This is a genomic window from Duganella violaceipulchra, from assembly GCF_019166075.1.
Lineage (GTDB): Bacteria > Pseudomonadota > Gammaproteobacteria > Burkholderiales > Burkholderiaceae_D > Rugamonas > Rugamonas violaceipulchra.
In genome coordinates this window covers 1-25,618 of sequence record NZ_JAHTGR010000003.1, presented here as the reverse complement: position 1 = coordinate 25,618, position 25,618 = coordinate 1, and the positions used below count along the sequence as shown (strand labels likewise).

General features: G+C 64.5%; 22 protein-coding genes. 15 read left to right on the top strand and 7 right to left on the bottom strand.

Annotation, left to right across the window (positions count from 1 at the left end):
- Positions 1 to 3: 3 nt before the first annotated feature.
- The 3 genes from icmF to KVP70_RS05995 form a co-directional block, all read right to left on the bottom strand.
- Positions 4 to 3,291 (bottom strand): fused isobutyryl-CoA mutase/GTPase IcmF, encoded by a 3,288-nt coding sequence (gene icmF, locus KVP70_RS06005; RefSeq protein WP_217941216.1) that lies wholly within the window; start codon positions 3,289 to 3,291, stop codon positions 4 to 6.
- Between the two features lie 148 nt (positions 3,292 to 3,439).
- Complete coding sequence (locus KVP70_RS06000) at positions 3,440 to 7,003, bottom strand: indolepyruvate ferredoxin oxidoreductase family protein (RefSeq protein ID WP_217941214.1); 3,564 nt, start codon at positions 7,001 to 7,003, stop codon at positions 3,440 to 3,442.
- A gap of 216 nt (positions 7,004 to 7,219) precedes the next feature.
- A complete protein-coding gene (locus KVP70_RS05995; RefSeq protein WP_217941212.1) occupies positions 7,220 to 8,152 on the bottom strand; it encodes a LysR substrate-binding domain-containing protein in 933 nt (310 codons plus the stop codon).
- A gap of 130 nt (positions 8,153 to 8,282) precedes the next feature.
- Here KVP70_RS05995 and KVP70_RS05990 point away from each other — a divergent pair, with 130 nt between their 5' ends.
- Positions 8,283 to 9,503 (top strand): HD-GYP domain-containing protein, encoded by a 1,221-nt coding sequence (locus KVP70_RS05990; protein WP_217941211.1) that lies wholly within the window; start codon positions 8,283 to 8,285, stop codon positions 9,501 to 9,503.
- Positions 9,504 to 9,513: 10 nt separating this feature from the next.
- Here the strand turns inward: KVP70_RS05990 and KVP70_RS05985 are convergent, their stop codons facing one another.
- Positions 9,514 to 10,557 carry a GGDEF domain-containing protein gene (locus KVP70_RS05985; protein ID WP_217941209.1) on the bottom strand — a complete coding sequence of 348 codons (1,044 nt, stop codon included), beginning with the start codon at positions 10,555 to 10,557 and terminating at the stop codon, positions 9,514 to 9,516.
- A 465-nt stretch (positions 10,558 to 11,022) separates the two neighbouring features.
- On the opposite strand from KVP70_RS05985, the gene KVP70_RS05980 reads away from it, so the two are divergent.
- From KVP70_RS05980 to KVP70_RS05930, 11 genes are all read left to right on the top strand, one after another.
- The gene (locus KVP70_RS05980) at positions 11,023 to 11,202 is read left to right on the top strand and encodes a Flp family type IVb pilin (protein ID WP_026334821.1); all 180 of its coding nucleotides are present in this window, start codon (positions 11,023 to 11,025) and stop codon (positions 11,200 to 11,202) included.
- A 56-nt stretch (positions 11,203 to 11,258) separates the two neighbouring features.
- On the top strand, positions 11,259 to 11,789 hold the full coding sequence (locus KVP70_RS05975; RefSeq protein WP_217941208.1) for a prepilin peptidase: 531 nt from the start codon (positions 11,259 to 11,261) through the stop codon (positions 11,787 to 11,789).
- 100 nt (positions 11,790 to 11,889) lie between these two features.
- On the top strand, positions 11,890 to 13,254 hold the full coding sequence (locus KVP70_RS05970) for an ATP-binding protein (RefSeq protein WP_217941207.1): 1,365 nt from the start codon (positions 11,890 to 11,892) through the stop codon (positions 13,252 to 13,254).
- Entirely contained in the window at positions 13,251 to 14,087 is an 837-nt protein-coding gene (gene cpaB, locus KVP70_RS05965) for a Flp pilus assembly protein CpaB (RefSeq protein ID WP_217941205.1), read from the top strand. Before KVP70_RS05970 ends, cpaB begins: the two co-directional genes overlap by 4 nt.
- A 7-nt stretch (positions 14,088 to 14,094) precedes the next feature.
- Positions 14,095 to 15,597, top strand: a complete 1,503-nt coding sequence (locus KVP70_RS05960) for a type II and III secretion system protein family protein (RefSeq protein WP_217941204.1) — start codon at positions 14,095 to 14,097, stop codon at positions 15,595 to 15,597.
- A 13-nt stretch (positions 15,598 to 15,610) separates the two neighbouring features.
- Positions 15,611 to 15,889, top strand: coding sequence for a hypothetical protein (locus tag KVP70_RS05955; protein ID WP_217941202.1), 279 nt, complete (start codon positions 15,611 to 15,613; stop codon positions 15,887 to 15,889).
- Between the two features lie 9 nt (positions 15,890 to 15,898).
- Complete coding sequence (locus tag KVP70_RS05950) at positions 15,899 to 17,074, top strand: CpaE/TadZ family protein (RefSeq protein ID WP_217941201.1); 1,176 nt, start codon at positions 15,899 to 15,901, stop codon at positions 17,072 to 17,074.
- A 1-nt stretch (position 17,075) separates the two neighbouring features.
- Positions 17,076 to 18,428, top strand: a complete 1,353-nt coding sequence (locus KVP70_RS05945; RefSeq protein WP_217941200.1) for a TadA family conjugal transfer-associated ATPase — start codon at positions 17,076 to 17,078, stop codon at positions 18,426 to 18,428.
- A gap of 4 nt (positions 18,429 to 18,432) precedes the next feature.
- Positions 18,433 to 19,410 (top strand): type II secretion system F family protein, encoded by a 978-nt coding sequence (locus KVP70_RS05940; protein ID WP_217941199.1) that lies wholly within the window; start codon positions 18,433 to 18,435, stop codon positions 19,408 to 19,410.
- 10 nt (positions 19,411 to 19,420) lie between these two features.
- Complete coding sequence (locus KVP70_RS05935) at positions 19,421 to 20,356, top strand: type II secretion system F family protein (protein WP_217941198.1); 936 nt, start codon at positions 19,421 to 19,423, stop codon at positions 20,354 to 20,356.
- A gap of 9 nt (positions 20,357 to 20,365) precedes the next feature.
- Positions 20,366 to 21,055 carry a LytR C-terminal domain-containing protein gene (locus KVP70_RS05930; RefSeq protein ID WP_217941196.1) on the top strand — a complete coding sequence of 230 codons (690 nt, stop codon included), beginning with the start codon at positions 20,366 to 20,368 and terminating at the stop codon, positions 21,053 to 21,055.
- An 81-nt stretch (positions 21,056 to 21,136) separates the two neighbouring features.
- On the opposite strand, the gene KVP70_RS05925 is transcribed toward KVP70_RS05930, so the two are convergent.
- From KVP70_RS05925 to KVP70_RS05915, 3 genes are all read right to left on the bottom strand, one after another.
- Positions 21,137 to 21,913 carry a GIN domain-containing protein gene (locus KVP70_RS05925; RefSeq protein WP_217941194.1) on the bottom strand — a complete coding sequence of 259 codons (777 nt, stop codon included), beginning with the start codon at positions 21,911 to 21,913 and terminating at the stop codon, positions 21,137 to 21,139.
- Positions 21,914 to 21,949: 36 nt separating this feature from the next.
- The gene (locus KVP70_RS05920) at positions 21,950 to 22,153 is read right to left on the bottom strand and encodes a hypothetical protein (protein WP_116991086.1); all 204 of its coding nucleotides are present in this window, start codon (positions 22,151 to 22,153) and stop codon (positions 21,950 to 21,952) included.
- 124 nt (positions 22,154 to 22,277) lie between these two features.
- Positions 22,278 to 23,180, bottom strand: coding sequence for a LysR family transcriptional regulator (locus tag KVP70_RS05915; RefSeq protein ID WP_217941193.1), 903 nt, complete (start codon positions 23,178 to 23,180; stop codon positions 22,278 to 22,280).
- A gap of 167 nt (positions 23,181 to 23,347) precedes the next feature.
- Here KVP70_RS05915 and KVP70_RS05910 point away from each other — a divergent pair, with 167 nt between their 5' ends.
- The 3 genes from KVP70_RS05910 (at position 23,348) to KVP70_RS05900 (ending at position 25,561) form a co-directional block, all read left to right on the top strand.
- The gene (locus tag KVP70_RS05910) at positions 23,348 to 24,202 is read left to right on the top strand and encodes an alpha/beta fold hydrolase (protein WP_217941191.1); all 855 of its coding nucleotides are present in this window, start codon (positions 23,348 to 23,350) and stop codon (positions 24,200 to 24,202) included.
- A gap of 90 nt (positions 24,203 to 24,292) precedes the next feature.
- Positions 24,293 to 25,036, top strand: coding sequence for a substrate-binding periplasmic protein (locus KVP70_RS05905; protein ID WP_217941190.1), 744 nt, complete (start codon positions 24,293 to 24,295; stop codon positions 25,034 to 25,036).
- Positions 25,037 to 25,294: 258 nt separating this feature from the next.
- On the top strand, positions 25,295 to 25,561 hold the full coding sequence (locus KVP70_RS05900; RefSeq protein WP_217941188.1) for a hypothetical protein: 267 nt from the start codon (positions 25,295 to 25,297) through the stop codon (positions 25,559 to 25,561).
- The last annotated feature ends 57 nt before the right edge of the window (positions 25,562 to 25,618 follow it).

Genomic DNA, 25,618 nt, shown 5'->3' with positions numbered 1-25,618 from the left:
GCCTTACATATTGCGGCGGTACTGGCCGCCGACTTCGAACAGCGCCGTCGTGATCTGGCCCAGCGAGCAGACGCGCACGGCGTCCATCAGCTTTTCAAACACGTTGGCGTTGTCGATGGCTGCTTGCTGCAAGGCCGCCAGCGCTGCCGGCGCCGCGTCCGCATTGCGGGCGTGGAAGTCGTCCAGGCGCGTGAGCTGCGACTGCTTCTCGTCGTCGGTGGAACGCGCCAGTTCGATCTTCTGCGGCTCGCCGGTCGCCTTCGGATTGCGGAAGGTGTTGACGCCGATGATAGGCAGCGTGCCGTCGTGCTTCTGGTGCTCGTACAGCATCGACTCTTCCTGGATCTTGCCGCGCTGGTAGCCGGTTTCCATCGCACCCAGCACGCCACCACGTTCGGCGATGCGTTCGAACTCCTGCAGCACCGCTTCTTCCACCAGGTCGGTCAGCTCTTCCATGATGAACGAGCCCTGGTTCGGGTTCTCGTTCTTGGCCAGGCCCCATTCGCGATTGATGATCAGCTGGATCGCCAGCGCGCGGCGCACCGATTCGTCGGTCGGCGTGGTGATCGCTTCGTCGTAGGCGTTGGTGTGCAGCGAGTTGCAGTTGTCGTAGATCGCGATCAGCGCCTGCAGCGTGGTGCGGATATCGTTGAAGTCGATCTCCTGCGCGTGCAGCGAACGGCCCGAGGTCTGCACGTGGTACTTGAGCTTCTGCGAACGGTCGTTGGCGCCGTACTTGTCGCGCATCGCCACCGCCCACAGGCGGCGCGCCACGCGGCCCAGTACCGTGTATTCCGGGTCCATGCCGTTCGAGAAGAAGAACGACAGGTTCGGTGCGAAGTCGTCGATATGCATGCCGCGCGCCAGGTAGGCTTCCACAAAGGTGAAGCCGTTCGACAGCGTGAACGCCAGCTGCGAGATCGGGTTCGCGCCCGCTTCGGCGATGTGGTAGCCCGAGATCGACACCGAGTAGAAGTTGCGCACCTGGTGGTGGACGAAGTATTCCTGGATGTCGCCCATCACCTTCAGCGAGAACTCGGTCGAGAAGATGCAGGTGTTCTGGCCCTGGTCTTCCTTCAGGATGTCGGCCTGCACGGTGCCGCGCACGTTTTGCAGTACCCAGTCCTTGATCTTGGCCGCTTCGTCGGCGCTAGGCTGGCGCTTGTTCTCTTCGACGAATTTTTCAACCTGCTGGTCGATGGCGGTGTTCATGAACATCGCCAGGATGGTTGGTGCAGGGCCGTTGATGGTCATCGAGACCGAGGTGCTCGGGCTGCACAGGTTGAAGCCGTCGTACAGCACCTTCATGTCGTCCAGCGTAGCGATCGATACGCCGGAGTTGCCGACCTTGCCGTAGATGTCAGGACGCAGCGCGGGATCGGCGCCGTACAGGGTCACGGAGTCGAACGCGGTCGACAGACGCTTGGCGTCCATGCCGGTGGAGACCAGCTTGAAGCGCCGGTTGGTGCGGAAGGCGTCGCCTTCGCCGGCGAACATGCGGGTCGGGTCTTCGCCTTCGCGCTTGAAGGCGAACACACCGGCCGTGAACGGGAAGGAGCCCGGCACGTTTTCCAGCATCAGGAAGCGCAGCACTTCGCCGTGGTCTTCATAACGCGGCAGGGCGACCTTGCGGATCTTGGTGCCGGACAGTGTGTGCTGGATCAGGCGGGTGCGGATTTCCTTGTCGCGGATTTTGACGACGTAATCGTCGCCCGCGTAGGCGGCCTGCATGTCCGGCCACTGGGCCAGCAGCTTCTTGGCGCCGCCGTCCATCTCGGCATCGCGTTCGGCGATCAGGTCGTCAAAGTCGGCGGTCTTGTGGGCGATGGCCAGCATACGTTTCGATTCGGTCAGCTGCTGGCGTTCGCGCGCCAGCGTCACCTGCTTGCGGGTGAAGCGGTGGTAGCCGCGCACGGTGTCGGCGATCTCCGCCAGGTAGCGCGCGCGTGCCGGCGGCACGATCACGTGTTTGCCGCTGGAGAAGCGCACATCCACCGGCGCCAGCTTGCCCGGCTTGGCCTTCAGGCCGAATTGCTCCAGCTTGGGCAGCAGACCTTGATACAGCGCGGTGACGCCGTCGTCGTTGAAGCGCGACGCCTGGGTGCCGTAGACCGGCATTTCTTCCGGACGCTTGCTCCACATTTCGCGATTGCGCTGGTACTGCTTGGCGACGTCGCGCAGCGCGTCCTGCGAACCTTTGCGGTCGAATTTATTGATGGCGATGAAGTCGGCGAAATCGAGCATGTCGATTTTTTCCAGCTGCGAGGCGGCGCCGAATTCCGGCGTCATCACGTACATCGACACGTCGACGTGCGGCACGATGGCGGCGTCGCCCTGGCCGATGCCGGAGGTTTCAACGATCACCAGGTCGAAGCCCGCCACTTTGCAGGCGGCGATCACGTCGGGCAGGGCCTGCGAGATTTCGGAGCCCGCTTCGCGCGTGGCCAGCGAGCGCATGAAGACGCGCGTTTGGCCATTCCACGGATTGATCGCGTTCATGCGGATACGGTCGCCCAGCAGCGCGCCGCCGGATTTGCGGCGCGACGGGTCGATCGAGATGATGGCGATGTTGACGGCATCGCCCTGGTCGAGGCGGATGCGGCGTATCAGTTCATCGGTCAGCGAGGATTTGCCGGCGCCGCCGGTGCCGGTGATGCCCAGCGTCGGCACGGCCAGGCCTTCGGCGGCGGCCAGCAGTTCGGCGCGCAGGGCAGGGGAGGCTTTGTCGTTTTCCAGCGCGGTGATCAGCTGGGCCAGCGGACGGTGGCGGGCGGCGATCTCGCCTTCGCGCAGCGGCGCCAGCGAAGTTGGCGAGTAGCTGGACAGGTCGATGTCGCACTGCTGCACCATCCACTGGATCATGCCGACGAGGCCCATGCGCTGGCCGTCTTCCGGGCTGAAGATCTTGGTGACGCCGTAGGCATGCAGGTCGGCGATTTCGTCAGGGACAATAACGCCGCCGCCGCCGCCGAACACCTTGATGTGGGCGCCGCCCCGCGCGCGCAGCAGGTCGATCATGTATTTGAAGTATTCGACGTGGCCGCCCTGGTAGCTGGAGATGGCGATGCCTTGCACGTCTTCGGCCAGCGCCGCGGTGACGACTTCGTCGACCGAGCGGTTGTGGCCCAGGTGGACCACTTCGACGCCGTTCGATTGCAGGATGCGGCGCATGATGTTGATCGAGGCGTCGTGGCCGTCGAACAGCGAGGCGGCGGTGACGAAACGGACTTTATTGTTCAGGCGCGGTTGATCCGGCACGGCTACAACTTTCGGAGCGGAGAGGTCGTTCATGGTGTCCCTTGGGATTTTGTGCTGTGTTTGGTTCATTATATGACGTTTACGTTAACGTCAATCAAATCGAACCCCGTACTGCGGCAAACAGGGGGCAGACCCCGCATGGGGTCTGACCCCGCGTCCGGGTTGCGGGGTCAGGTCTCAATCAAGCGGCGCGCTGCTGGGCCAATTGCGCCAGCAGGCGTGCCTTCTCGGTACGGAAGGTGGCGACAGCCTTTTCCTTCACGTGGCCGAAGCCGCGCACTTTTTCCGGCAGGCCGGCCAGTTCCACGGCGGTGGCGTGGTTTTCCGGCGACAGCTGGTCCATCAGCGAATTGACCAGATCGCGGTATTCGACGATCAGCGCGCGTTCCATCTTGCGCTCCTCGGTGTAGCCGAAGATGTCGAAGGCGCCGCCGCGCAGCCCTTTGAACTTGGCCAGCAGCTTGAACGCGCTCCACATCCACGAACCGAATTCCGCCTTGACCAGATGGCCCTTGGCGTCCTTCTTGGCGAACATCGGCGGCGCCAGGTTGAACTTGACCGAGAAGTCGCCCTCGAACTGCTGCTTGAGCTGCTCGACGAAACGGCCGTCGGTGTACAGGCGCGCCACTTCGTATTCGTCCTTGTAGGCCATCAGCTTGAAGGCGTACTTGGCGACGGCGGTGGACAGCTTGTTGCCCAGACCCAGAGCGGTTTCCTTCGCGCGCACCTGCGACACCAGCTGCTCGTAGCTCGAAGCGTAGGCGGCGTTCTGGTAAGCGGTCAGGAACTCGACGCGCTTGTTGATGACGTTCTCCAGGCTTTGCGGCATCTGCATCACGATCGCCTGCGTCGGCATGGCCACGCGTTCGACGCGCTTCAGGTCCACGGCGGCGCGACGGCCCCACAGGAAGCTCTTCTTGTTGGACGCGATGCCGACGCCGTTCAACTCAATCGCGCGCAGCAGCGATGCCTCGTTGAGCGGAATGCGGCCCTTCTGCCATGCATAACCGAGCATGAACAGGTTGGCGGCGATGGAGTCGCCCATCAGCGCGGTGGCCAGCTTGGTGGCGTCGATGAAATCGGCGGCGCCGGCACCGACCGATTCCTCGATCAGCGCGCGCACTTCGGCCACCGGATACTGCCAGTCGGCGTTCTGCGCGAAGGTACCTGGCGGCTGCTCGTGCAGGTTGACGATGGCCAGCGTGCGGCCCGGACGCATCTTCGATACCGCATCGGCGGCGCCGGCGGTCAGCATGTCGCAGCCCAGGATCACGTCCGCTTCGCCGGTGGCGATGCGTTGCGCGCGCAGGTGGGCCGGGGTCTTCGCGACTTTGACGTGCGAGGTGACCGAACCGTTTTTCTGCGACATGCCGGTCATGTCCAGCACCGATGCGCCTTTGCCTTCCAGGTGCGCGGCCATGCCCATCAGCGCGCCGACGGTGATCACGCCGGTGCCGCCGATGCCGTTGATCAGGATGTTGTACGGCTGCTCGCACGATGGCAGCACCGGTTCCGGCAGGGCGCCGAAGCCGTCGTCGGCGTTGTCCTTGGTGACGCCGGTCTTGGTCTTCTTCAGCGATCCGCCTTCAACCGTGACGAAGCTCGGGCAGAAGCCCTTCACGCACGAGTAGTCCTTGTTGCAGGACGACTGGTCGATGGTGCGCTTGCGGCCGAACTCCGTTTCCTTCGGCAGGATGGAGGTGCAGTTGGACTGGATGCCGCAGTCGCCGCAGCCTTCGCACACGGCTTCGTTGATGACCATGCGCTTGGCAGGGTCGGGGTATTCGCCCTTCTTCCGGCGGCGGCGCTTCTCGGCCGCGCAGGTCTGGTCGTAGATCAGCACCGATACGCCGCCCACTTCGCGCAGCTCGCGCTGCACCGCGTCCATGTCCTTGCGGTCGTGCAGGCTGACGATCGATGGCAGCGCGCTGCGGTCGGTGTAGCGGCTCAGGTCTTCGGTGACCAGCGCGATGCGTTTGACGCCTTCGGCGGCCATCTGCTGCGCGATCATCGGCACCGAGGTGATGCCGTCGACCGGCTGGCCGCCCGTCATCGCCACCGCGTCGTTGTAGAGGATCTTGTAGGTCATGTTGACCTTGGCCGCCACGGCCGCGCGGATCGCCAGGTAGCCGGAGTGGAAGTAGGTGCCGTCGCCCAGATTCTGGAACACGTGCGGGATCTTCGAGAACGCGGCCTGGCCGATCCACGGCGCGCCTTCGCCGCCCATGTGCGTGGTCAGCTTGTTGAACTCGGGGTAGATCGAGGTCGCCATCACGTGGCAGCCGATGCCGGCCAGCGCCAGGCTGCCTTCAGGGACCTTGGTCGAGGTGTTGTGCGGGCATCCGGAGCAGTAGAACGCGGGGCGGAACGGGGTGTTGATGGCTTTCTTCAGCACCGCGTCTTTGGCGTCGAGGAAGGTCAGGCGGGCCTTGATGTGGTCGCAGGTGACCGGGTCCGAGATCAGGCGCTTGACGCGCGAGGCGATCACGCGCGCCACTTGCGACACCGAGAAGTCGGCCTTGGAGGTCAGCAGCCATTCGCCGCGCGGGGCGACCCATTCGCCTTTTTCATCGAACTTGCCGATCACGCGCGGACGTACGTCGTCGCGCCAGTTGTACAGCTGTTCCTTCAATTGGTACTCGACGATCTGGCGCTTCTCTTCGACCACCAGGATCTCGTCCAGGCCCTGCGCGAATTCGCGCACGCTGTCCGGTTCCAGCGGCCATGGCATCGCGACCTTGAACAGGCGCAGGCCGACGTCGGCCGCCATCTTCTCGTCGATGCCCAGTTCTTCCAGCGCTTCCAGCACGTCCAGGTAGGATTTGCCGGAGGCGATGATGCCCAGCTTGGCGTTCGGGCTGGTGATGGTGGTGTGATTGAGCTTGTTCTCGCGCGCATAGGCCAGCGCGGCGTAGATTTTGTAGTCCTGCATCAGCGCTTCCTGATTGCGCGCCTGCTGACCCAGCGGGATGCTGGACAGGCGCGCGTTCAGGCCGCCTTCCGGCATGACGAAGTCGTGCGGGATCTTGACTTCGACGCGGAACGGATCGGCATCGACCGAGGCCGACGATTCGACCGTGTCGGCCAATGCCTTGAAGGCCACCGTGCAGCCGGAGAAGCGCGACATGGCCCAGCCGTGGATGCCCAGGTCCAGGTATTCCTGCACATTGCATGGATACAGCAGCGGGATCATCGAGGCGGAGAACAGGTGGTCCGACTGGTGCGGCAGCGTCGACGAGTAGGCGCCGTGGTCGTCGCCGGCCACCAGCAGCACGCCGCCATGCTTGGAGGTGCCGGCATGGTTCATGTGCTTGAAGACGTCGCCGCAGCGGTCCACGCCAGGGCCCTTGCCGTACCACATGGCGAATACGCCGTCGTACTTGGCTTCGCCGATCAGGTCGACCTGCTGCGAACCCCAGACGGCGGTCGCGGCCAGATCCTCGTTCACGCCCGGCACGAATTGCACATGGTGCGCTTGCAGATGCGGCTGGGCTTTCCACAGGTTCTCGTCCAGGCCGCCCAGCGGCGAGCCGCGGTAGCCGGAGATGAAGCCGGCGGTGTTCAGGCCGGCCGCCTGGTCGCGCACGCGCTGCATCATCGGCAGGCGCACCAGCGCCTGGATGCCGGACAGGAAGATGTCGCCTTTGATCGCGGTGTATTTGTCGTCGAGGCTGACGGTGGTGAGGCGGGATGGGGCGGCGTCTCTGGTGGACGTTGCTGGGCCGTGTGCCGTGGTATCGGGCATGGTGGTGTCTCCGGTTTTGTGTCAGATCGCGCCCAAACTTGGTGGCGCCGGGTAGGCGCGCCAGGATCAGGCCATGGGCCGCATGGTTAGCGGCGTTGCAGGTATTTTAGGCTTAAAAAACCCGCTTTGTAGCAGAGTATGGGCGCTAGTTGACGTATACGGAAATACGGATTGCCGATGGGGGTATAAGAAAAAGTGATGACTAAGGGAGAGGGCTCAGCCGATGGCGGTCGCGCCCGGCCAGGTGTCGCCGGCGCACAACTGCGCGCTCACTTGCTGCACCAGCCGGCTGACCGCCGCCGCAGCGTTGGTCAGCGGAATATTCTTGGAGGCGCACAACACCACCGTGCGTGAAATCGACGGGCTGTGGATGCGGTGGGAGCGCATGGCGCCGCGCTCCAGCTCGTCCAGGACGGGCGCGGACGGCAGGATGGTGGCGCCCATGTCGGCCAGGATGGCGGATTTGAGGATGGCGATGGAATTGATCTCGATGACGTTGCCCAGCGTCAGTCCGGCCTCGCGCGCCACGCTTTCGATGCGCGGCCGCACGCCATGTTGCAGGCCGGGCAGGATCAGCGTGGTTTTCAGCGTTTGCGTCAAGGTGAGTGCCTGCTCACCGTGCGCATAAGTCGCATCGGCGCGACAGATGAAGCGCAGCTCTTCCTCGACCAGCAGCGTGGTGGCGAACTGGGCCAGCTGGCCGTCGTCGAACAGCACGGCCAGGTTGACGCGGCCGGACTTGAGCTGCTCGCTCAGGTTGCCGGTCAGTTCTTCCGTCAGTTGCAGGGTGATTTCGGGATATTGGGCGCGCGTTGCCGTCAACAGCGGCAGCGCCAGTGCGCCGGATATGCTGTGCGGCAGTCCCAGCGTGACCGCGCCGCTGGGGCGTTCGGCCGACTGCGCCACGGCCGAGCGGGCGTCCGCCACCTGCTTGAGGATGGCCTGGGCGTGTTCGTAGAAGATCTTGCCGGCATCCGTGCTGAGCACGCCTTGTGCCGAGCGGTGCAGCAATTGCACGCCCAGTTCCTCTTCCAGTTGCCTTAACTGTTGCGTGAGTGCCGGTTGCGCAACATGCAGCACCACGGCCGCCCGCGACAGCGAACCGTGGTCTGCTATAGCTACAAAGTAACGAAGTTGGCGTAATTCCATGGCGTGAGGAGACTGTTAACCTAGACAAACAAATGGTAGCACCTGTAAATCTAATCCTGATAGGAAACTATTTGCTATACTGGCATCAGCACTTTCCGCTGTCTCCAGCCATTTAAAAGTGGGTACCAGTATGTTAAAGAAAGTCGACTCTTCGCAGCTAAAAGTGGGCATGTACATACATGACCTGAGCTGCGACTGGATGACCCATCCGTTCGTCCGCAACCGTTTTTTGATCTCCAGCGAAGACGAAATCCGCAAGATCATCAATGCCGGCATCCATGACGTTGTCATAGACAACAACAAAGGGCTGGACGTGCAGGACGCGCCGTCGCTCGACGAGGCACAGGCGGCGACCGAACGCGAAATCGTGGAAATCGTCGCCAAGGCGCCGGTCATCACCCGCGTTTCGCTGGGCGAGGAAATGAAGCGCGCGGTGCAGATCCGCCACCAGGCATCGACCTTGGTGCGCACCGTGATGCAGGATGCGCGCCTGGGCAAAGCCATCGAACTCGATCAAGTCCAGCCGGTGGTGCAGAATATCACCGAATCCATCTTGCGCAACCCAGGTGCGCTGGTTGGTTTGCTGCGCATCAAGAACAAAGACGATTACACCTTTTTGCACTCGGTTAGCGTCTGTACGCTGCTGGTGGCATTTTGCCGTTCGCGCGGCTTCGACCCCGAGAGGACCCACCAGGCCGGCCTGGGCGGGCTGCTGCACGACACCGGCAAGGCGCTGGTGCCGGACGCCATCCTGAACAAGCCCGGTCCGCTGACGGACGAGGAATTCGCCATCATCAAGCGTCATCCCCAGGATGGCTACAACATCTTGCTGCAATCGCCGGAAATCGGTCCGATACCGCTGGACATCACGCTGCACCATCATGAACGGCGCGACGGCAGCGGCTATCCGAACAAACAGGCGGGCGACGGCATCAGCGAATTGGCGCAGATGGCGGCGATTGTCGACGTGTACGACGCCATTACGGCGGATCGCTGCTATCACAAGGGCATGTCGGCGGCGGCGGCCTTGCGCAAGATTTATGAATGGAGCAAGTTCCACTTCAATCCGCAGTACGCGCAGGAATTTATGCGCTGCGTAGGGATTTATCCGGTTGGCACCATGGTGATGCTGGAGTCCGGACGCCTGGGTGTGGTGATTGAGCCACACGAGACCAATTTGCTGGCGCCCAAGGTCAATGTTTTCTTCAACACCAAGCAAAATCTCTACATCAAGCCGGAAACCGTCGATTTGTCGCGGGGACTGGGCTTTGGCGGCGGCGACAAGATCGTCGGCCACGAATCGCCCAGCAAGTGGAATGTCGATCCCATGCGCTTCCTGACCCTCGCTTGAGGGCCGGGGTTTAGAAGAACTCGGCGGTATCGTTGGATTCAATCGCCTGCAGCATGCCGCCATCGACCAGCTCGTCGTAATGGCAGGCCAGGTTGCGGCCGTGGCTTTTCGCGTAGTACAGCGCCTGATCGGCGTGTCCCAGGATGATCACCGGCGCCTCCAGCGCGCTGATGCTGACAAACCCCACACTGACCGTCACCTTGCCCACTTGCGGGAAATCATGCGAGGCCACGTTCATGCGGAAGCGGTCGATGATCTTCTTGGCGTTGTCCAGGGTGGTCGAGCGCAGCAGCACGACGAATTCCTCGCCGCCAAAACGGAACACGCGGTCTTGCGCGCGGAACGAGGAGGTGAGCAGGTTGGCGATCAGGATCAGGACCTCATCGCCGTATAAATGGCCGAAACGGTCGTTAACGTGCTTGAAATGGTCGACATCGACCACGGCCAGCCATTGTTTTTCCTGCTCGTGGTGGCTGCGGCGCTCCGGCTCGCCCGGCAGCGTGAGGGCATCCTGTTCGGTGCTGGCGGCCAGCATCTTGGCCAGCTGGTCGTCGAAGGTCTTGCGGTTGAGCAGGCCGGTCAGCGAATCGCGTTCGCTGTAGTCCAGCAGGTTCTGGAAATTGCGGTAGACGCTGACGATGCCGCCGATGACGTGGATGGTGTCGCTGGTGTACGGCGTCGGATTGACGATTTCCAGGCAGGTGTCGGCCTTGTCGCCCAGCCAGATCGGCAGCCACAGCGTGTGCTCGCCCGCCTCGTTGGCGACGTCGGCGCCCGATTCGTGGTTGGCGAGGCACTCGGCCAGGGCCGGGATGTTTTCGATGGGTTCGCCGGGATTGTGCAGGTCCGTGGTGTCGACCATGCGCGCCGCTTCGCCGGCGCAAATGATGGTGCGCGGGCGGACAAAGGTCTTGCCCCTGACTGTGGCCAGCGTCAGAACGCGGACCTGGCTGGCGCGTGCAAGCTCCTGCACCGCCGAGATCACGGAGATGTCGAGCATCGTGTGATCGCGGTGGCCGGTCATGTCCACCATGTGTTTCAGTAGGGAATCCATTTTCTTCTCTGGAAAATAATCACACAACCTTGTGTCTAGCCACGTTTCGTTCACGCCTATCAAGCCAATCTCTTTGATAGTCAGGCGCACGGTGAAGCTGCAACACGGGGCCTTTCCAAAGAACAGCTAAGCAGGATAATAGCTTTTTGCAATCAAGGCAATTCATGTGTGCGAAAAAAAACATTCCATGCAACTGTATGCGACCTTTTTCCGACAGCTGGAGTACCCGTTCCAGCTTACCGGCCAGGAAACTGATGCAGTTTGACATAAGCCAGCCATGAAGTGTGTTCCGTGCGCACATTTTCATCAAACCCATGAAAATAATGCCACATGGAAAGCTTGCGTCAAGTCAACTCTCGGAAAACTCCGATCCGTATAGTAAGCCTTAATGGCGCGGCACTGGCGATTTGGAAGTCAGCCAATTGCGCCAGGGGTACTTTTTTTGACTTAATCCAGGAGTAAATCATGAACTCGCTTATTGCAGCTGCAAAGGTGTTCGCACACGACGAAGACGGGATCACCGCCATTGAATACGGCCTGATCGCGGCGACCATGGCGACGGCGATCATTGCCGTCTTCTCTTTGTTGAACACAGGGCTGAACACTGCCTTCACCAACCTCGCCGCGAAGATCACCGGCGCGTAACCACCCGGCTTTCCAGCCGCAGTCTGGCTGGAAAGCCTTACGCCGGAGAGGCCGTCATGTTGAACCCGATCGAAGTGATCTTGATCTGCCTGGTTGCGCAAGCGGCCGTGACGGATCTGGCCCTGCGCAAGATCCCGAATGTGCTGATCCTCAGCGGCCTGCTGCTGGCGCTGATGCTGCACATGCTGGGCGGCCTGCACTGGGCGCCGCTGACGCAGTGGGCGGCCGGCAGCGTGGCCGGCCTTTTTTTATTCCTACCCCTGTATCTGCTGCGCGGCATGGCCGCCGGCGACGTCAAGCTGATGGCCATGGTCGGCAGCTTCGTCGGCCCGCTGATGGCCTTGAAGGTGGCGGTGCTGGCCACGCTCATCGGCGGCCTGATGGGTCTGCTGATGCTGTTGTTTAACGGCCGCTGGCGCGAAGGCTGGCGCAACGTGGTGGCGATCAGCAAACCGCTGCTGCTGCGCAGCCTGGGCATGCCTCTGCAAGCGGTGCCGCTGGCGCCAGGCGCCAGCGTCGGCGGCATGCCCTACGGCCTGGCGATCGCGCTGGCCACGATAGCGGTGGTGGCGCTGGCGCATCGCTGACCGACCGCTAGCCACGAATTTGCTGCGCGTCAATATCCACAAAGCACGGACCGATAGACTTGATTCCTCAACGTAACTAATTTCACCGCTGGAGATCGTCATGCTCGCCGTAGAATCGCCTTCCTCCGCCCTCCATGCCGATCCCGCCGAGCTGCTGCCGGCCCAACCGAAGACGGTGCGCGACAGCGGCTTGCCGCAACAGCTGATCGTCGAACTGATCGCCAAGACCATCTTCATCACCGGGAAAATCCACTTGCCGGTGCTGACCACGCGGCTGCACCTGTCGATCAATGTGCTGCGCGAAGCGCTGGAGTTCATGGTGGCCGAGCACGTGGTTGAAGTGGCATGGCGCGGCGATTCGGACATCGACGTGCAGTACCAGCTGACCTCGGCCGGCCGCCTGCGCGCCGGCGCCTGGATGGACCGCTGCGCCTACGTCGGCCCGGCGCCGGTGACGCTGGACGCCTACCGCGCCATGGTCGAACGCCAGGCCGCCCAGGCGCCGCAGCTGTGCGCCGACGAACTGGCCGCCGAATTCGCCGACGACTTCCTCAGTCCCGCCGTGCAGCGCATGCTGGGCGCGGCCATGCACGCCGGCCGCACGGTGCTGCTGCATGGGCCGTCGGGCAGCGGCAAGTCGATGCTGGCGCACCGCCTGGGCGCCCTGCTGCAAGGCGTGATCGCGGTGCCGCACGCGCTGGTGGTGGGGCAGGAGATCGTCCAGGTCTACGATGCGCTGCTGCACCGCGCGCCGGCGCCGCAGCATTTGCGCCAGCTGCGGCAGGCGCAGGAGCGCCGCAGCGGCGATCCGCGCTGGGTGCTGTGCGCGCGGCCCGTGGTGGCGCTGGACGCCGACCTGAGCGCCGACATGCTGGAGCTGCAGGCGGACAGCCATAGCGGCTGCTATCGCGCGCCGCCGCAGCTGAAGGCCAACAACGGCTTGCTGATCGTCGATGACCTGGGCCGGCAGCGCATGGCCGCCGCCGATCTGCTGAACCGCTTCTCGCAGGCGCGGGAACTGGAGCGCAGCCAGCTGGCGCTGGCCGGCGGCTGTCACTTCAGCGTGCCATGCCGCATGCAGCTGGTGTTCGCCACCAGCCTGGCGCCGGAGGCGCTGCTGGACGCAGCGGCCTTGCGCCGGGTCGGCTACAAGATCCCGGTCGGGCCGCTGGAGTCGGCCAAGTACCGCACCCTGTTTCGCCAGCAGTGCGTCGCCGCCGGCGTGGCGCTTGACGAGGCGGCGCTGGGCTACCTGATCGAAGAGCTGCATGCCGGCAGTGGCCTGCCGCTGCTGGCCTGCTACCCGCGCGAGATTATAGGTCGCGTCAATGACTTCGCAGGCTTCCTGGGCGAGCCCGCGCGCGTCAGCCTGGAGACGCTGGAGCAAGCCTGGATCAGCATGTTCGCCACCGGCGTTGCGGCGCCGGCCGACGCCATCGACCAACTGCAACGGCGCATAGCATGAACAACCGGCGCGCACTGATGATGATGGCGCTGGCCATCGTACTGGGACTGGTGGCGGTGGTGCTGGCCTCGCGCTGGCTGCTGCGCCAGACGCCGACGTCGGCCAACAAGATCATCGTCGCCGCCACCGATGTGAACCTCGGCCAGCGCCTGACGCCGGAGATGCTGAAGGCGATCGACTGGCCGGCCGACAGCCTGCCGCGCGGCGCCATCCGCGACGGCTCCAAGCTGGTGGGACGCGTGCTGAAAACCAGCGTGCTGCGCGACGAGCCTTTGAGCGAGGCCAAGCTGGCGCCGGCCGGCACGCTGGGCGGCCTGTCGGCGCTGATCTCGGAGGGCAAGCGGGCCATCACGGTGCGCGTCAATGACGTGGTGGGCGTGGCCGGTTTTGCGCTGCCGGGGAATTTTGTCGACATCCTCGTCAACACGCAGGCCGCCGCCACCGGCAACGAGAACGCGATTTCCAAGATCGTGCTGGAACGGATACTGGTGCTGGCCGTGGCGCAGGAAGTGGGGCGCGACGAAACCAAGCCGCGCGTGGTCAACGCCGTCACGCTGGAGGTGACGCCGGCGCAGGCAGAGAACATCGACCTGGCGCGCAGCGTCGGCACGCTGTCGCTGGTGCTGCGCAACCAGGTCGATCCACGCCCCGGCGTGACGGACGGCGCCACCAAAACCAGTTTGCTCGGCATCGCCAGGGCGCCGGCGGAGCCACCGGTGGCGACGTCCGCAGCCGCTGCCCAGCCACGCCCGCAACTGGCGCATGCCGCACCGCGTGCCCGCGCCTGCGTCGGCGTGATCGCCGGCGTGCAGCGCACGCAGGAATGTCTGTGAGCCGGCCATGACGACGCTACGATACGCGACGCTGTTGTTGGCGATGGCTGGCCTGGAGCCAACGGCCGCCGCCGCGAACGCCGCCGCGACCCTACCGGCCACCGTCCCCGGCGCCGGACGCTCTGCGCCGGACGCGTCGCAGGGCCGCGACGCCGTCAGCCTGCGGTGCAGCGGCCAGGCGGCCACGCCGGGCAACCTGACGCTCGCGCTGGGCAAGTCGACGCTGATGCGCATGCCGGAAGCGGTGCTGGCGCGCAGCGTCGGCAATCCCGCCGTGCTGCAAGCGATACTGGTGGCGCCGGACACGCTGTATGTGGTCGGCGTCGACATCGGCAGCAGCAATATGATCGTGCAGGGACGCAGCGGCATGTGTAACGTGATCGAGGTGGTGGTCGGCATCGATCCCACCGCACTGCAGAATGCCCTGGCCGCGCTGATGCCGGAGCAGAAGGACATCCACGTCAGCGCGGCCGGCGACACGCTGGTCATCAGCGGCACGGTCGATGATGCGCCGACGGCGGCGCGCGTGCTGGAACTGGCCTCCGCGTTCGTGCGGCGTCCGGCGCAGGCGCTGGAGGCGGCCAAGGGCGACAAGGGGGGCGCGGCCGGTGGCGCCGCGCCTGCGGCACCGGCCGCGCCGCAGGCGGCAGCCGCCGCTGCGGGCGCCACGCGCATCGTCAACTTCCTCAATGTCGGCGCGCCGCAGCAGGTGATGCTGGAGGTGAAAATCGCCGAGGTCTCCAAGACGCTGCTGGACAAGCTGGAGACCGGGCTGTCACTGAGCTTTGGCGGCGGCAGCTGGAGCACCACGCTGGCCTCGAACTTCATCAGCGGCACGCTGAAAGGGCTGCTTAGCGGCGGCAAGGCCACGGGCAACCACGTCGGCATCGCCGCCGACAAGCAGGATGGCCTGGTGCGCATCCTGGCAGAACCGACGGTGATGGCGATCAGCGGCCAGGAAGGCAGCTTTCTGGCGGGCGGCAAGATCTTCGTGCCGGTCGCGCAGGACAACAACAAGATCACGCTGGAGGAAAAGGAGTTCGGCATCGGCCTGCACTTCACGCCCACCGTGCTGGCCGGCGGCCGCATCAACCTGCGGGTCGCGCCGGAGGTGTCGGAGCTGTCGCGCGAAGGCATCGGCATCTCGGCGGCCGGCTTCTCGGGCGGCGCCATCCTGCCCTTGATTACCACGCGCCGCGCCGCCACCACGGTCGAACTGTTCGACGGCCAGAGCTTCGCCATCGGTGGCCTGATCAGCAACAACCAGACCACCAACATCCGCGGCCTGCCGGTGCTGGGCGAGCTGCCGGTGCTGGGGGCGCTGTTCCGCAGCACCGACTTCCAGCAGGACCGCACCGAGCTGCTGTTCGTGGTGACGCCGCACCTGGTCAAGCCGCTGCCGCCGAACTACAAGCTGCCGACCGACAGTGTCACTACACCGAGCCGCGCCCAGCTCTTCCTCGAAGGGCGCATGGAAGGGCCGCAGGCCCAGAGCACCGACCACAAATAAACAGGATACGACGATGCGATACTTACTTAGCCTGCCACTGGCATGCACGCTGGCCTCCTGCGCCCTGCCGCTCACGCCCACCACGCCGCAATGGGACCGCCACTTCGGCGAGATCGCCCGCGTGACGCTGGCGCAGCAGGTGATCGACACGGACGCCGGCCGCAACGGCGACCCGGTGGCCGGCATGGATGGCCGCGCCGCGCACGCCGCGTTTGAGCGCTACCAGAAGGCCAGCAGCGATCCCGCGCCGCAGCCGTCCGCATTTACCATCGGCGTCAGCGGCGCCAAGTGAGGAGTGACCATGAAAGCACTGATGATCAGCAGGGACAGCCTGCTGCACGCCGAAGTCGCCGCCCAGGGCTCCGCGCGCTTGCCCGCCATGCAGCTGGTGGCGTCGCGCAACGGTCTGCGCGACGCGGTCGAACGCCAGTTGCCGGAGACGCCGGAGCTGGTGATTGTCGACGCCAGCGATGTGGGCGCGGACGAGGCAGAACTGGTCGAGCGCCTCAGCAAGCTGTATCCATCGTCCTCCTTCATGCTGCTGACGCGCGAGCCGCAGCAGGACCTGCTGATCCGCGCCATGCGCGCCGGCATCCGCGAGGTGCTGCAACTGCCGCTGGTGCACAGCGCCTTCCATGAAACGATGAGCCGCATCGAAGTGGCGGCCGGTGTCAGCCAGACGCGCGAGGGCAAGGTGCTGGCCTTCATCTCCTGCAAGGGCGGCAGCGGCGCGACCTTCTTGTCGACCAACTTCGGCTACGCGCTGGCCGCTCTGGCCGACAAGAAGGTGCTGCTGATCGACCTGCACGGCCAGTTCGGCGACGCCACGCTGTATGTGTCGGACCAGAAGCCGGCGATGACGCTGTCCGACATCTGCGCGCAGATCGGCCGCATGGACGGCTCCTTCCTCGATTCCTGCCTGGTGCACGTGGCGTCCAACTTCGGCGTGCTGGCGGCGGCCGATGATCCCAACCACGCGGTCGACATGAAGCCGGAGCACATGGACACCATCCTGCGCGTGGCGCGCCAGCACTACGACTTCATCGTGCTCGATGTCGGACGCCAGATCGACGCCATCTCGCTGCGCGCGCTGGACCAGGCGGACACCATCCACCCGGTGCTGCAACTGGCGCTGCCGGACATCCGCGACGGCCGCCGCCTGCTGGACATCTTCCGCTCGCTGGGCTACCCGAGCGAGCGCACGCGCCTGATCGTCAACCGCTACGAAAAGGGCGGCAAGTTGCGCCTGATGGACCTGGAGCAGGCGCTGGGCGCGGAGGTGGTGCACACGGTGCCGAACGACTATCTGTCGGCCACCGATTCGGTCAACCAGGGCATCCCGGTGCTGCAGCTGTCGCGCAGCAGCGCGGTGGCGCGCAGCCTCGCCGAGCTGGTGGAGCAGGTGACGGCGCGCCGGGTGGCCGAAAGCAAAGGCCTGTTCGACCGCCTGTTCGGTCGCAACGACAACGGAGAATGACATGAGCCTACGTGAACGACTGGCGACTGCGGACGACAGCCGCCAAAGCCTGATTATCGGCGGCCTGCCGGGACTGGCGGCATCGGCCTACCAGGAGCTGAAAAAGAGCATGCACCAGACGATACTCGACCGTATCGACCTGGAACGCCTGAAGCGGCTGACGCCCGAGCAGTTCAAGCACGAGCTGGCGCTGCTGGTCCAGCGCATCATCGAGGAAGAGCGCATCGTGCTCAATCAGCACGAGCGGCATAGCCTGGTGCTCGACATCCAGCACGAGATGCTGGGCTTCGGGCCGCTGGAGCCGCTGCTGGCCGATCCCGGTGTGTCCGACATCCTGGTCAACACCTGCGCCAAGGTCTACGTCGAACGCGCCGGCCGGCTGGAGCTGACCGACGTGACCTTCAACGACAACGCCCACCTGATGAAGATCATCGAGAAGATCGTCTCGCGCGTGGGCCGTCGCGTGGACGAATCGAGCCCGATGGTCGATGCGCGGCTGCCGGACGGCTCGCGCGTGAACGCCATCATTCCGCCGCTGGCGATCGATGGCCCCATCCTGTCGATACGCCGCTTCTCGGTCAATCCGCTGACGGTGCAGAACCTGCTCGATTACCGCAGCCTGACGCCGCCGATGATGGAGGTGCTGAAGGCGCTGGGCCAGGCCAAGGTCAACATCCTGATCTCCGGCGGCACCGGTAGCGGCAAGACCACCATGTTGAACCTGCTGTCCGGCTTTATACCGGCGGTGGAGCGCATCGTCACCATCGAGGACGCGGCGGAGCTGCAGATGCGCCAGCCTCATGTGGTGCGGCTGGAGACGCGGCCGCCCAACATCGAAGGCAAGGGCGAGGTCAATCAGCGCTCGCTGGTGCGCAACGCGCTGCGCATGCGGCCGGACCGCATCATCCTCGGCGAGGTGCGCGGGCCGGAGGCGCTGGACATGCTGCAGGCGATGAACACCGGCCATGAAGGCTCGCTGGCCACCATCCACTCGAACACCCCGCGCGACGCCTTGTCGCGGCTGGAGAACATGGTCGGCATGACAGGCTTGAACCTGACCCCGCGCGCCACGCGGCAGCAGATCTGCTCCGCCGTGACGGTGGTGATGCAGGTGTCGCGGCTGACCGACGGCACGCGCAAGCTGGTCAGCCTGCAGGAGATCACCGGCATGGAGGGCGACGTGATCGCCATGCACGAGATCTTCCGCTACGAGCAAAAGGGCGTGGATGCGAACGGCAAGGTGCTGGGCCGCTTCTCCGCCACCGGCGTGCGGCCGCGCTTCGCCGACCGCCTGCGCATGTTCGGCGTGCCGGTGGCCGATTCGGTGTTCGATCCCGACAAGATCTACGAGTAGCGGCATGGATGCGATCTTCTCCGCCTTTGCGGTGCTGCTGTTCGCGGCCGTGATCCTGATGATCGAAGGCGCCTGGCTGTGGTGGTCGGGCGCGCACGGCAGCGGCGCGCAGCGCATCTCCAAGCGCCTGCGGCTGATGGCGGCGCGCGGAGAGCGCGGCGGCGAGCGGATCGATATCCTCAAGCAGCGCAGCTACAGCCGCCATCCGGCGCTGGACAAAATCCTGCGCCGCTTCAAGCATCTGGCTTTGCTGGATCGACTGCTGCTGCAAGCGGGCGTGCGCTGGTCGGTGGCGCAGTTCCTCGGCAGCGTGCTGGCGTTGCTGGCGCCGGCGCTGCTGTTGCCGGCCATGCTGGAGTTGCCCACGCTGGCGGCGAGCGGCATGCTGGCGATGATACTGTCGCTGCCCTGGGCGCTGCTGATGCGCACCCGGCGCGCGCGCCTGGTCAAGCTGGAGGAACAGCTGCCGGAGGCCGCGGATTTTCTCGGCAGGGCGCTGCGCGCCGGCCACTCCTTCGCCAACGTGATGCAGATGGTGGGCGAGGAAATGCCGGAGCCGATCGCCGGCGAATTCAAGTTCGCCTACGAAGAGATCAACTACGGCGTGCCGATGAACGAAGCCTTGCACAACCTGGCGATGCGCGTGCCGCTGACCGACCTGCGCTACCTGGTGATCGCGGTGCTGATACAGCGCGAATCCGGCGGCAACCTGGCCGAAGTCCTGGGCAACATCAGCCGCCTGATACGCGCCCGCCTGCGGCTGCTTGCGCAGGTGCGCGTGATGTCGGCCGAGGGCCGGATGTCGGCGTGGATACTGGGCCTGCTGCCGTTGGGCGTGCTGGCGCTGATGATGTTGTCCAATCCCGCTTACGTCAAGGTGCTGTGGACCGATCCGGCCGGAGTGACGCTGACGTGGTACGCGCTGACGATGGCCGCTGGTGGCGTTATATGGATGCGCAAAGTGATACACATACGGGTGTGAGGAGCGCGGCATGGATATCCGGCAGATAGGTTTTCTCGTTATCGTGTTCGCGGTGGTGGTGGGCGTGGCGCTGGTGGCGTTTCTCGGTTTTTCATCGGTGCCGATACGTGAGCGGCTAGGTGATTTTATCGGCAAGTCGGAATCGTCGGTGCCGATAGAGGGCGGCTGGATAGAAAAGGTCGCGCAGGCGGCGCAACCGTTTTCGCGGCTGTCGCTGCCGGAGGAGGGCTGGGAGCGCTCGCCGCTGCGCACCCGTTTCATGAACGCGGGCTGGCGCAGCGCGTCGGCGCCGTCGCTGTACTTCGCCGCCAAGACGCTGCTGGCGCTGGGGCTCCCGGCCCTGCTGGCGGGGCTGGGCGCCGCCGCGCTGGAGCATACGCTGAACCAGGGTTTCATCTACCTGCTGTTGATGACGGCGGCCACCGGCTACTACATACCGAACGTCATCTTGTCGCGCAGGGCGGCCGGCCGTTGCCGCGAGATTTTCGAAAACTTCCCCGACGCGCTGGACCTGTTGACGGTCTGCGTGGAAGCTGGGCTGAGCCTGGACCGCGCCATGGCCAAGGTGGCCGGTGAGATCCACATCAAGAGCGTGGCGCTGGCGCAGGAGTTGCAACTGGCGTTGATGGAGATGCGCGCGGGTTTCAGCAAGGAGAAGGCGCTGCGCAACCTGGCCTTGCGCAGCGGCGTCGATGATGTCGATACGCTGGTGGCGATGCTGATACAGTCGGAACGTTTCGGCACCAGCATGGGGGAATCCCTGCGGGTCCACTCGGATAATCTGCGCGCCAAGCGTAGCCTGATCGCCGAGGAAGTCGCCGCCAAGATCGCGTTGAAGCTGCTGTTCCCGCTGATCTTCTGTATTTTTCCGACCTTGATGCTGGTGCTGATCGGCCCCGCCGGCATACAGATTTACCGCATGCTGCCGAGCATGTTGGGAAAATAGGAGGCGATGATGAAACGTACACTGGGCGCCGCATGCACCGGCGCGTTGCTGATGGCGTGCAGCGGCATGGCCCCGGCGCCCGCGCCGGAGACGGACCGGCAAGCCGGCACCGTCACCGCGCTGGAGCAGGCCTGCCTGCAGGAGCCGACCGAGGCATCGCGCTGGGAGCAGCTGGGCGCCGCGCTGGAGGCGGGCGGCGAGCGCGAACGGGCGGCGACCATGTTCAGGCAAGCCGCCACCTTGCGTGCGCATGACGTGCAGCGCGACTACGCGCTGTTGAAGGAAGGCGCAGCGCAGGCCGGGGCGGCCGTCGTCGACGCCTCGATGCCGCGCACGGAAGTGAGGAAGATCGGCGCGGCGCTGGTGGAAGTGCTGCGCGTGGCCGCCGGCGCTGAAGCGGCGCCGGTGGCGCAAGGCGTCAAGCTGGAGATCAGCAACGGCAACGGCGTTGCCGGCGCGGCCGCGCGGCTGGCGCGCACGCTGGACGCGGAAGGCATCAAGGCCACGCGCCTGACCAATCTGAAGCCGTTCGTGGTGCCGGTCAGCCGCATTGAGTACCAGCGCGACCAGCAGCTTCTGGCGCAAACACTGGCGCAGCGATTGGGCCTGCCGCTGCAAGCGCAGAACGGCAAGTCGGTCTACGCCGACATGCGCATCGTGCTGGGGCGCGATGCCGTGCAGGCCCGCTATCTGAAGTAAAAAAAAACCGTCCGGGAGGAGTGAGCCTCTCGGACGGTAAAAACACACCCATGTGTTTCCTGCTGCGGACTACCGCATTCCTTACTGCCAGCTGATGCTGCCCATGCCGCGGGCGCTGGCGCTACGATTGGCCGGGTTGCCGTACACCTTGGCCGAACCCATGCCCGATAACTTCATATTCGCGCTGGTCTTCGCGTACACCGACGCGCTCCCCAGTCCTGACATCGTGACTTCCACCGTGTCGGCGCGCAGCTGCTCCGCATCGAGGCCGCCGACGCCGCCAAGGCTGGCGTGCAGCTGCTTGGTCTGGCCGGTGATTTCGATGTGGCCGGTGCCGCGCAAATTCAGGTCGACGTTGTCGCTGTTGCCGGCGTTGACGGTCATGCTGCCAACGCCGCCCAGCTTCACATCGACGTTGCGGTACTGGGCGTTGACCTTGACCGAGCCGGCGCCGTCCAACGCCAGGCGCAGGTTGTCGCCGCTGAAGCCATACACTTCGGTGGAACCGACGCCGCCCGACACCACCTGGTGCAGATTTGGCAGCGTCAGTTCCGCCCGCAGGTCTTGCTTTCTTCCGAAGCCGAAAGTGAAGCCGCTGCGGGCCTTGCTGGTGCCGATGTGCAGGGTGTCACCCGTCTGCTCCACCGTCACTTTTTTCAGCGCGTCAGCCTCTCCGTATAGAGTCAGCGACGCGACTGGACCTTGCTTGACCTTGAGGCTGATGACGCCATCAAGATCGATGTTGACGGCGCGCGCATCGACGCTGCGGGTTTCGCTGGTCACATCGGCGGCCAGCGCGGCGCTGGCGCCGCTGCTCAGTACCGTGGCCAGCATCGCAGCCTTCAGATATTTTTTCATCATGCGCTCCGTCGTTCAGCGTGAATTAGTCGTCGATTACAGTGCGGCTTTTTCGGCGGCGGTCAGGCGCTTGGCGCTGACGGTGACCACTTGCATTTTCGTGGTGTCGGCCTTGGCGGCGACTGCTGCCACTGGGGCTGCGCTGTGCATGGCCGGTACGGCGGCGGTGGCGAACGAGGTAGCGCTGGCGACGACGATTGCGGCGACGAAGATGGCTTCCATGTTTTTAGCGATGTTCATTTTGAGCTCCTTGGGTGCTTAGTTTCACTGCGTTTTGTCTTGCGTTGAGTGAACTATAGACAAGGGCCCCCTGTACATCCACCGGGATGTGACGAACTGCTAAAACGAGGGGTCAGAATGCGGATTAGCGGTGTGAAAGCGCGCCGCACAGCAGGTCCTGGCTGCCGGCGTAGAGCTGGGACAGCCAGGCGGAGACGGTTTTGAAGCGGGCGATGGAGCCGGCGTCGCGATGGCTGAGCAGCCAGATGTCGCGCTGTACCTCGACGCCGCCGCCGATGCGCTCCAGTCCCTCCTGCCGTCCCACGATGCAGGGCAGCAGCGCCATGCCGACGCCGGCGCGGCAGGCGCGCACCATCGTGCTCAGGCTGTTCACCTTGAGCACGATGCGCGGTTGCGGGTCCATCTGCGCCAGCCAGCGCATCTCGCCGGTGGCGGCCAGGGCGTCGTCGTAGGCGATCCACGGCTGGGTGCCCCAGCAGGCGCGCGGCGTGTCGGCGAAGCGGGCGTGGCCGTAGACGGCGAAGCCCAGGTCGCCCAGCTTGCGCATCACCAGCGCCGCGTCCTCGCCCGGCTTGCCCAGGCGCAGGGCGAAGTCGGCCTCGCGGCGGGTGAAGGACAGGTTCTGGTTTTCCGCCTGCAGCGTCAGTTGCAGCTGCGGATGCTGGGCGTGCAGGGCGGGAACGTGTTCCAGCAGCCAGTAGTCGAACAGGAAGTCGATGGAGGTGATGTTGACCGGGCCGGCGGTGGCGTCGGCCTCCTGCGACGAGGCCTGCAACATGCTCTGGACGTTGCCGTACACCGCTTCGCCGTGCTGGACGAAGACCTGGCCGGCGTCGGTCAGCTGGTAGCCGGTGTTATCGCGGATGAACAGGCGCAGCTTGAGCGACTTTTCGGTCGCGGCGATGCGGCGGCTGATGGTCGAGGCGTCCACGCCCAGCTGGCGGCCGGTGGCGCTCATGCTGCCGCTGCGGGCCAGCGCCAGGATCAGCGGGATGTCGTTCCAGTCGAAGTCGGTACTTGGGGGCATGGGCGGTGTCGGGTTGGGGGCCTGCGTTTTTGCAAAGTGGGCTTGCAGGGCTGTCTGTTCCGCAAACGCGCCGGCAGGCCTAAGATTCATTCCATCGCAAGGCCAAACGTGCCGGGAACTTTAGCACAACACTTGTTATCCACACATCGACTAAAAGGAAGAAGATCATGAACAACGCTACCCAAACGACCAACAGCACCATCACCACCCGCGACGGCGTCGAGATCTACTACAAGGATTGGGGCCCACGCAGCGGCCAGCCGGTGGTGCTGAGCCATGGCTGGCCGCTGAACGCCGACAGCTGGGAGTCGGCAGCCTTCCACCTGGCCAACAATGGTTTCCGCGTCATCACCCACGACCGCCGCGGCCACGGCCGCTCCAGCCAGCCCTGGGACGGCAACGACATGGACCACTACGCCGACGACCTGGCGCAGCTGATCGAAGCGCTGGACTTGAACAACATCATCCTGGCCGGCTTTTCGACCGGCGGCGGCGAGGTGGCGCGTTATGTGGGCCGCCACGGCACCGGGCGCGTCGCCAAGCTGGGCCTGATCTCGGCGGTGCCGCCGCTGATGCTGAAAACCGAGACCAATCCGGGCGGCCTGCCGATGGAAGTGTTCGACGGCATCCGCGCCGGCTCGGTGGCCAACCGGGCGCAGCTGTACCTGGATATCGCCTCGGGTCCGTTCTACGGCTACAACCGTCCGGGCGCCAAGCCGTCGCAGGGCATCATCCAGGCCTGGTATGCGCAAGGCATGCAGGCCGGCCACAAGAATACCTATGACTCGATCAAGGCCTTCTCGGAAACCGACTTCCGCGACGATTTGAAGAAATTCGACAAGCCGACGCTGATCATCCACGGCGACGACGACCAGATCGTGCCGATAGCCGCCGCCGGCAAGGCCTCGGCCGCCATCGTCCAGCATGCCAAGCTGATCGTCTACGCCGGCGCGCCGCACGGGTTGACCGACACCCACAAGGACCAGTTCAACGCCGACTTCCTGGCCTTCGCCCAGTCCTAAAACGAAGAAAGGGCCCCGCGGGGCCCTTTGCGGCGGCAAGGTTGGGACGGGCTTAAATCGGACCGTGCTGTGGCGTGCTATATTTCAAGTATGAAAAAGTTCCTGACGGCACTGGCGATGCTGTGCTTGGGCGTGCTCCACGGAGCGGCGCAGGGGGAGGTCGTCAACGTCTACACCAGCGCCCGTGTCGCGCCGCTGATGGTCGGCGACAGCAGCGGCCTCTATCCCGACCTGGTCGATTACCTGAATCGCAAAAAACTCGGCCCGCTGAGTTTCAAGTTGATCTATCTGCCGCGCAAGCGCTTGCAGCTGCAAGTCGAGCGAGGCGAACTGGATGGCATCGTCATCGGCATGATGCCGCACTGGTTCAACGACGTCGACCAGAAAAAATACCTGTGGACCGTGCCGTTCGATATCGACCGTTATGTGATCGTGCTGCCTGCTGGGCAGGCATTCAGCGTGTCCAAGCCGGGGGCGCTGAGCGGCCGCACGGTGGGCATGGTGCTGGGCTACAGCTATCCCGACCTGGAAGCGTGGATGCACCAGCAGGGGCTGGTCCGCAGCGACGCCATCAGCGACGACAATAATCTGGAGAAGCTGCGGTTCGGACGGGTGGACAGCGTCACCGCCGCCGAGTCGGTCGTGCGCTACTACCTGAAGGTGCACGCGGTGGAGGCCGACAAATTCCAGCTGCACGAGCTGCCGTCGCGCGCCACCGAGCGGCGCTTCCTGGTGCCGCACGCCAAGGCGGCGATCTATGAAAAGATCGCCCCGGTGATCCGCCAGCTCAAGGACGATCCCGAGTGGCAGCGGCTGGCGGCCAAATACGAGTAACGGGGCGGGTCAGGCCAGCCGTGCGCGGAACAAGTCGGCGCGCGCCTTGGGCTGGTCCAGCTTGCCGTCCAGCGCCTAGCGGCGGGCGAGGTCTTTGGCATGCAGAGAGTTGGATGTGGAGAAGGCAATTCCTGTTCAAGCTTATATGGAGAAATCCTGATTTTACTCACACAATGTAACATTGTAAAAAAATAAATATAATGTTTCGATAACAATTATTGCGTACCATGCTAATTTCCATTTACCCAAGGATAAAGCATGTTTAAATCGACTCGACGCTCCGGCCCCCTTCTGCTAGCCAGCTTGCTGGCCGCGCTGACCCTCTCGCAATCGGCTCACGCCGAAATCAAATACGGCGTCACCACGATTGCCGCTACCGATTACTATGCCGGCTACCGACTCGCCGGCAACGGTGACATCGTGGGGGGGGCCGCAACGGGCGGCTCTTTTTTTTATGTGCGCCCGGCAGGGCGCACTCACTTGGAGGTGAAAGTCCTCTACTCGCCCGGCGAGGGGAAGAGTTAGCTGAACGGCAAGGGTGTCGCGGGCGACCGCGAATCTGGAGGAAGCCGAAGGCAAAGC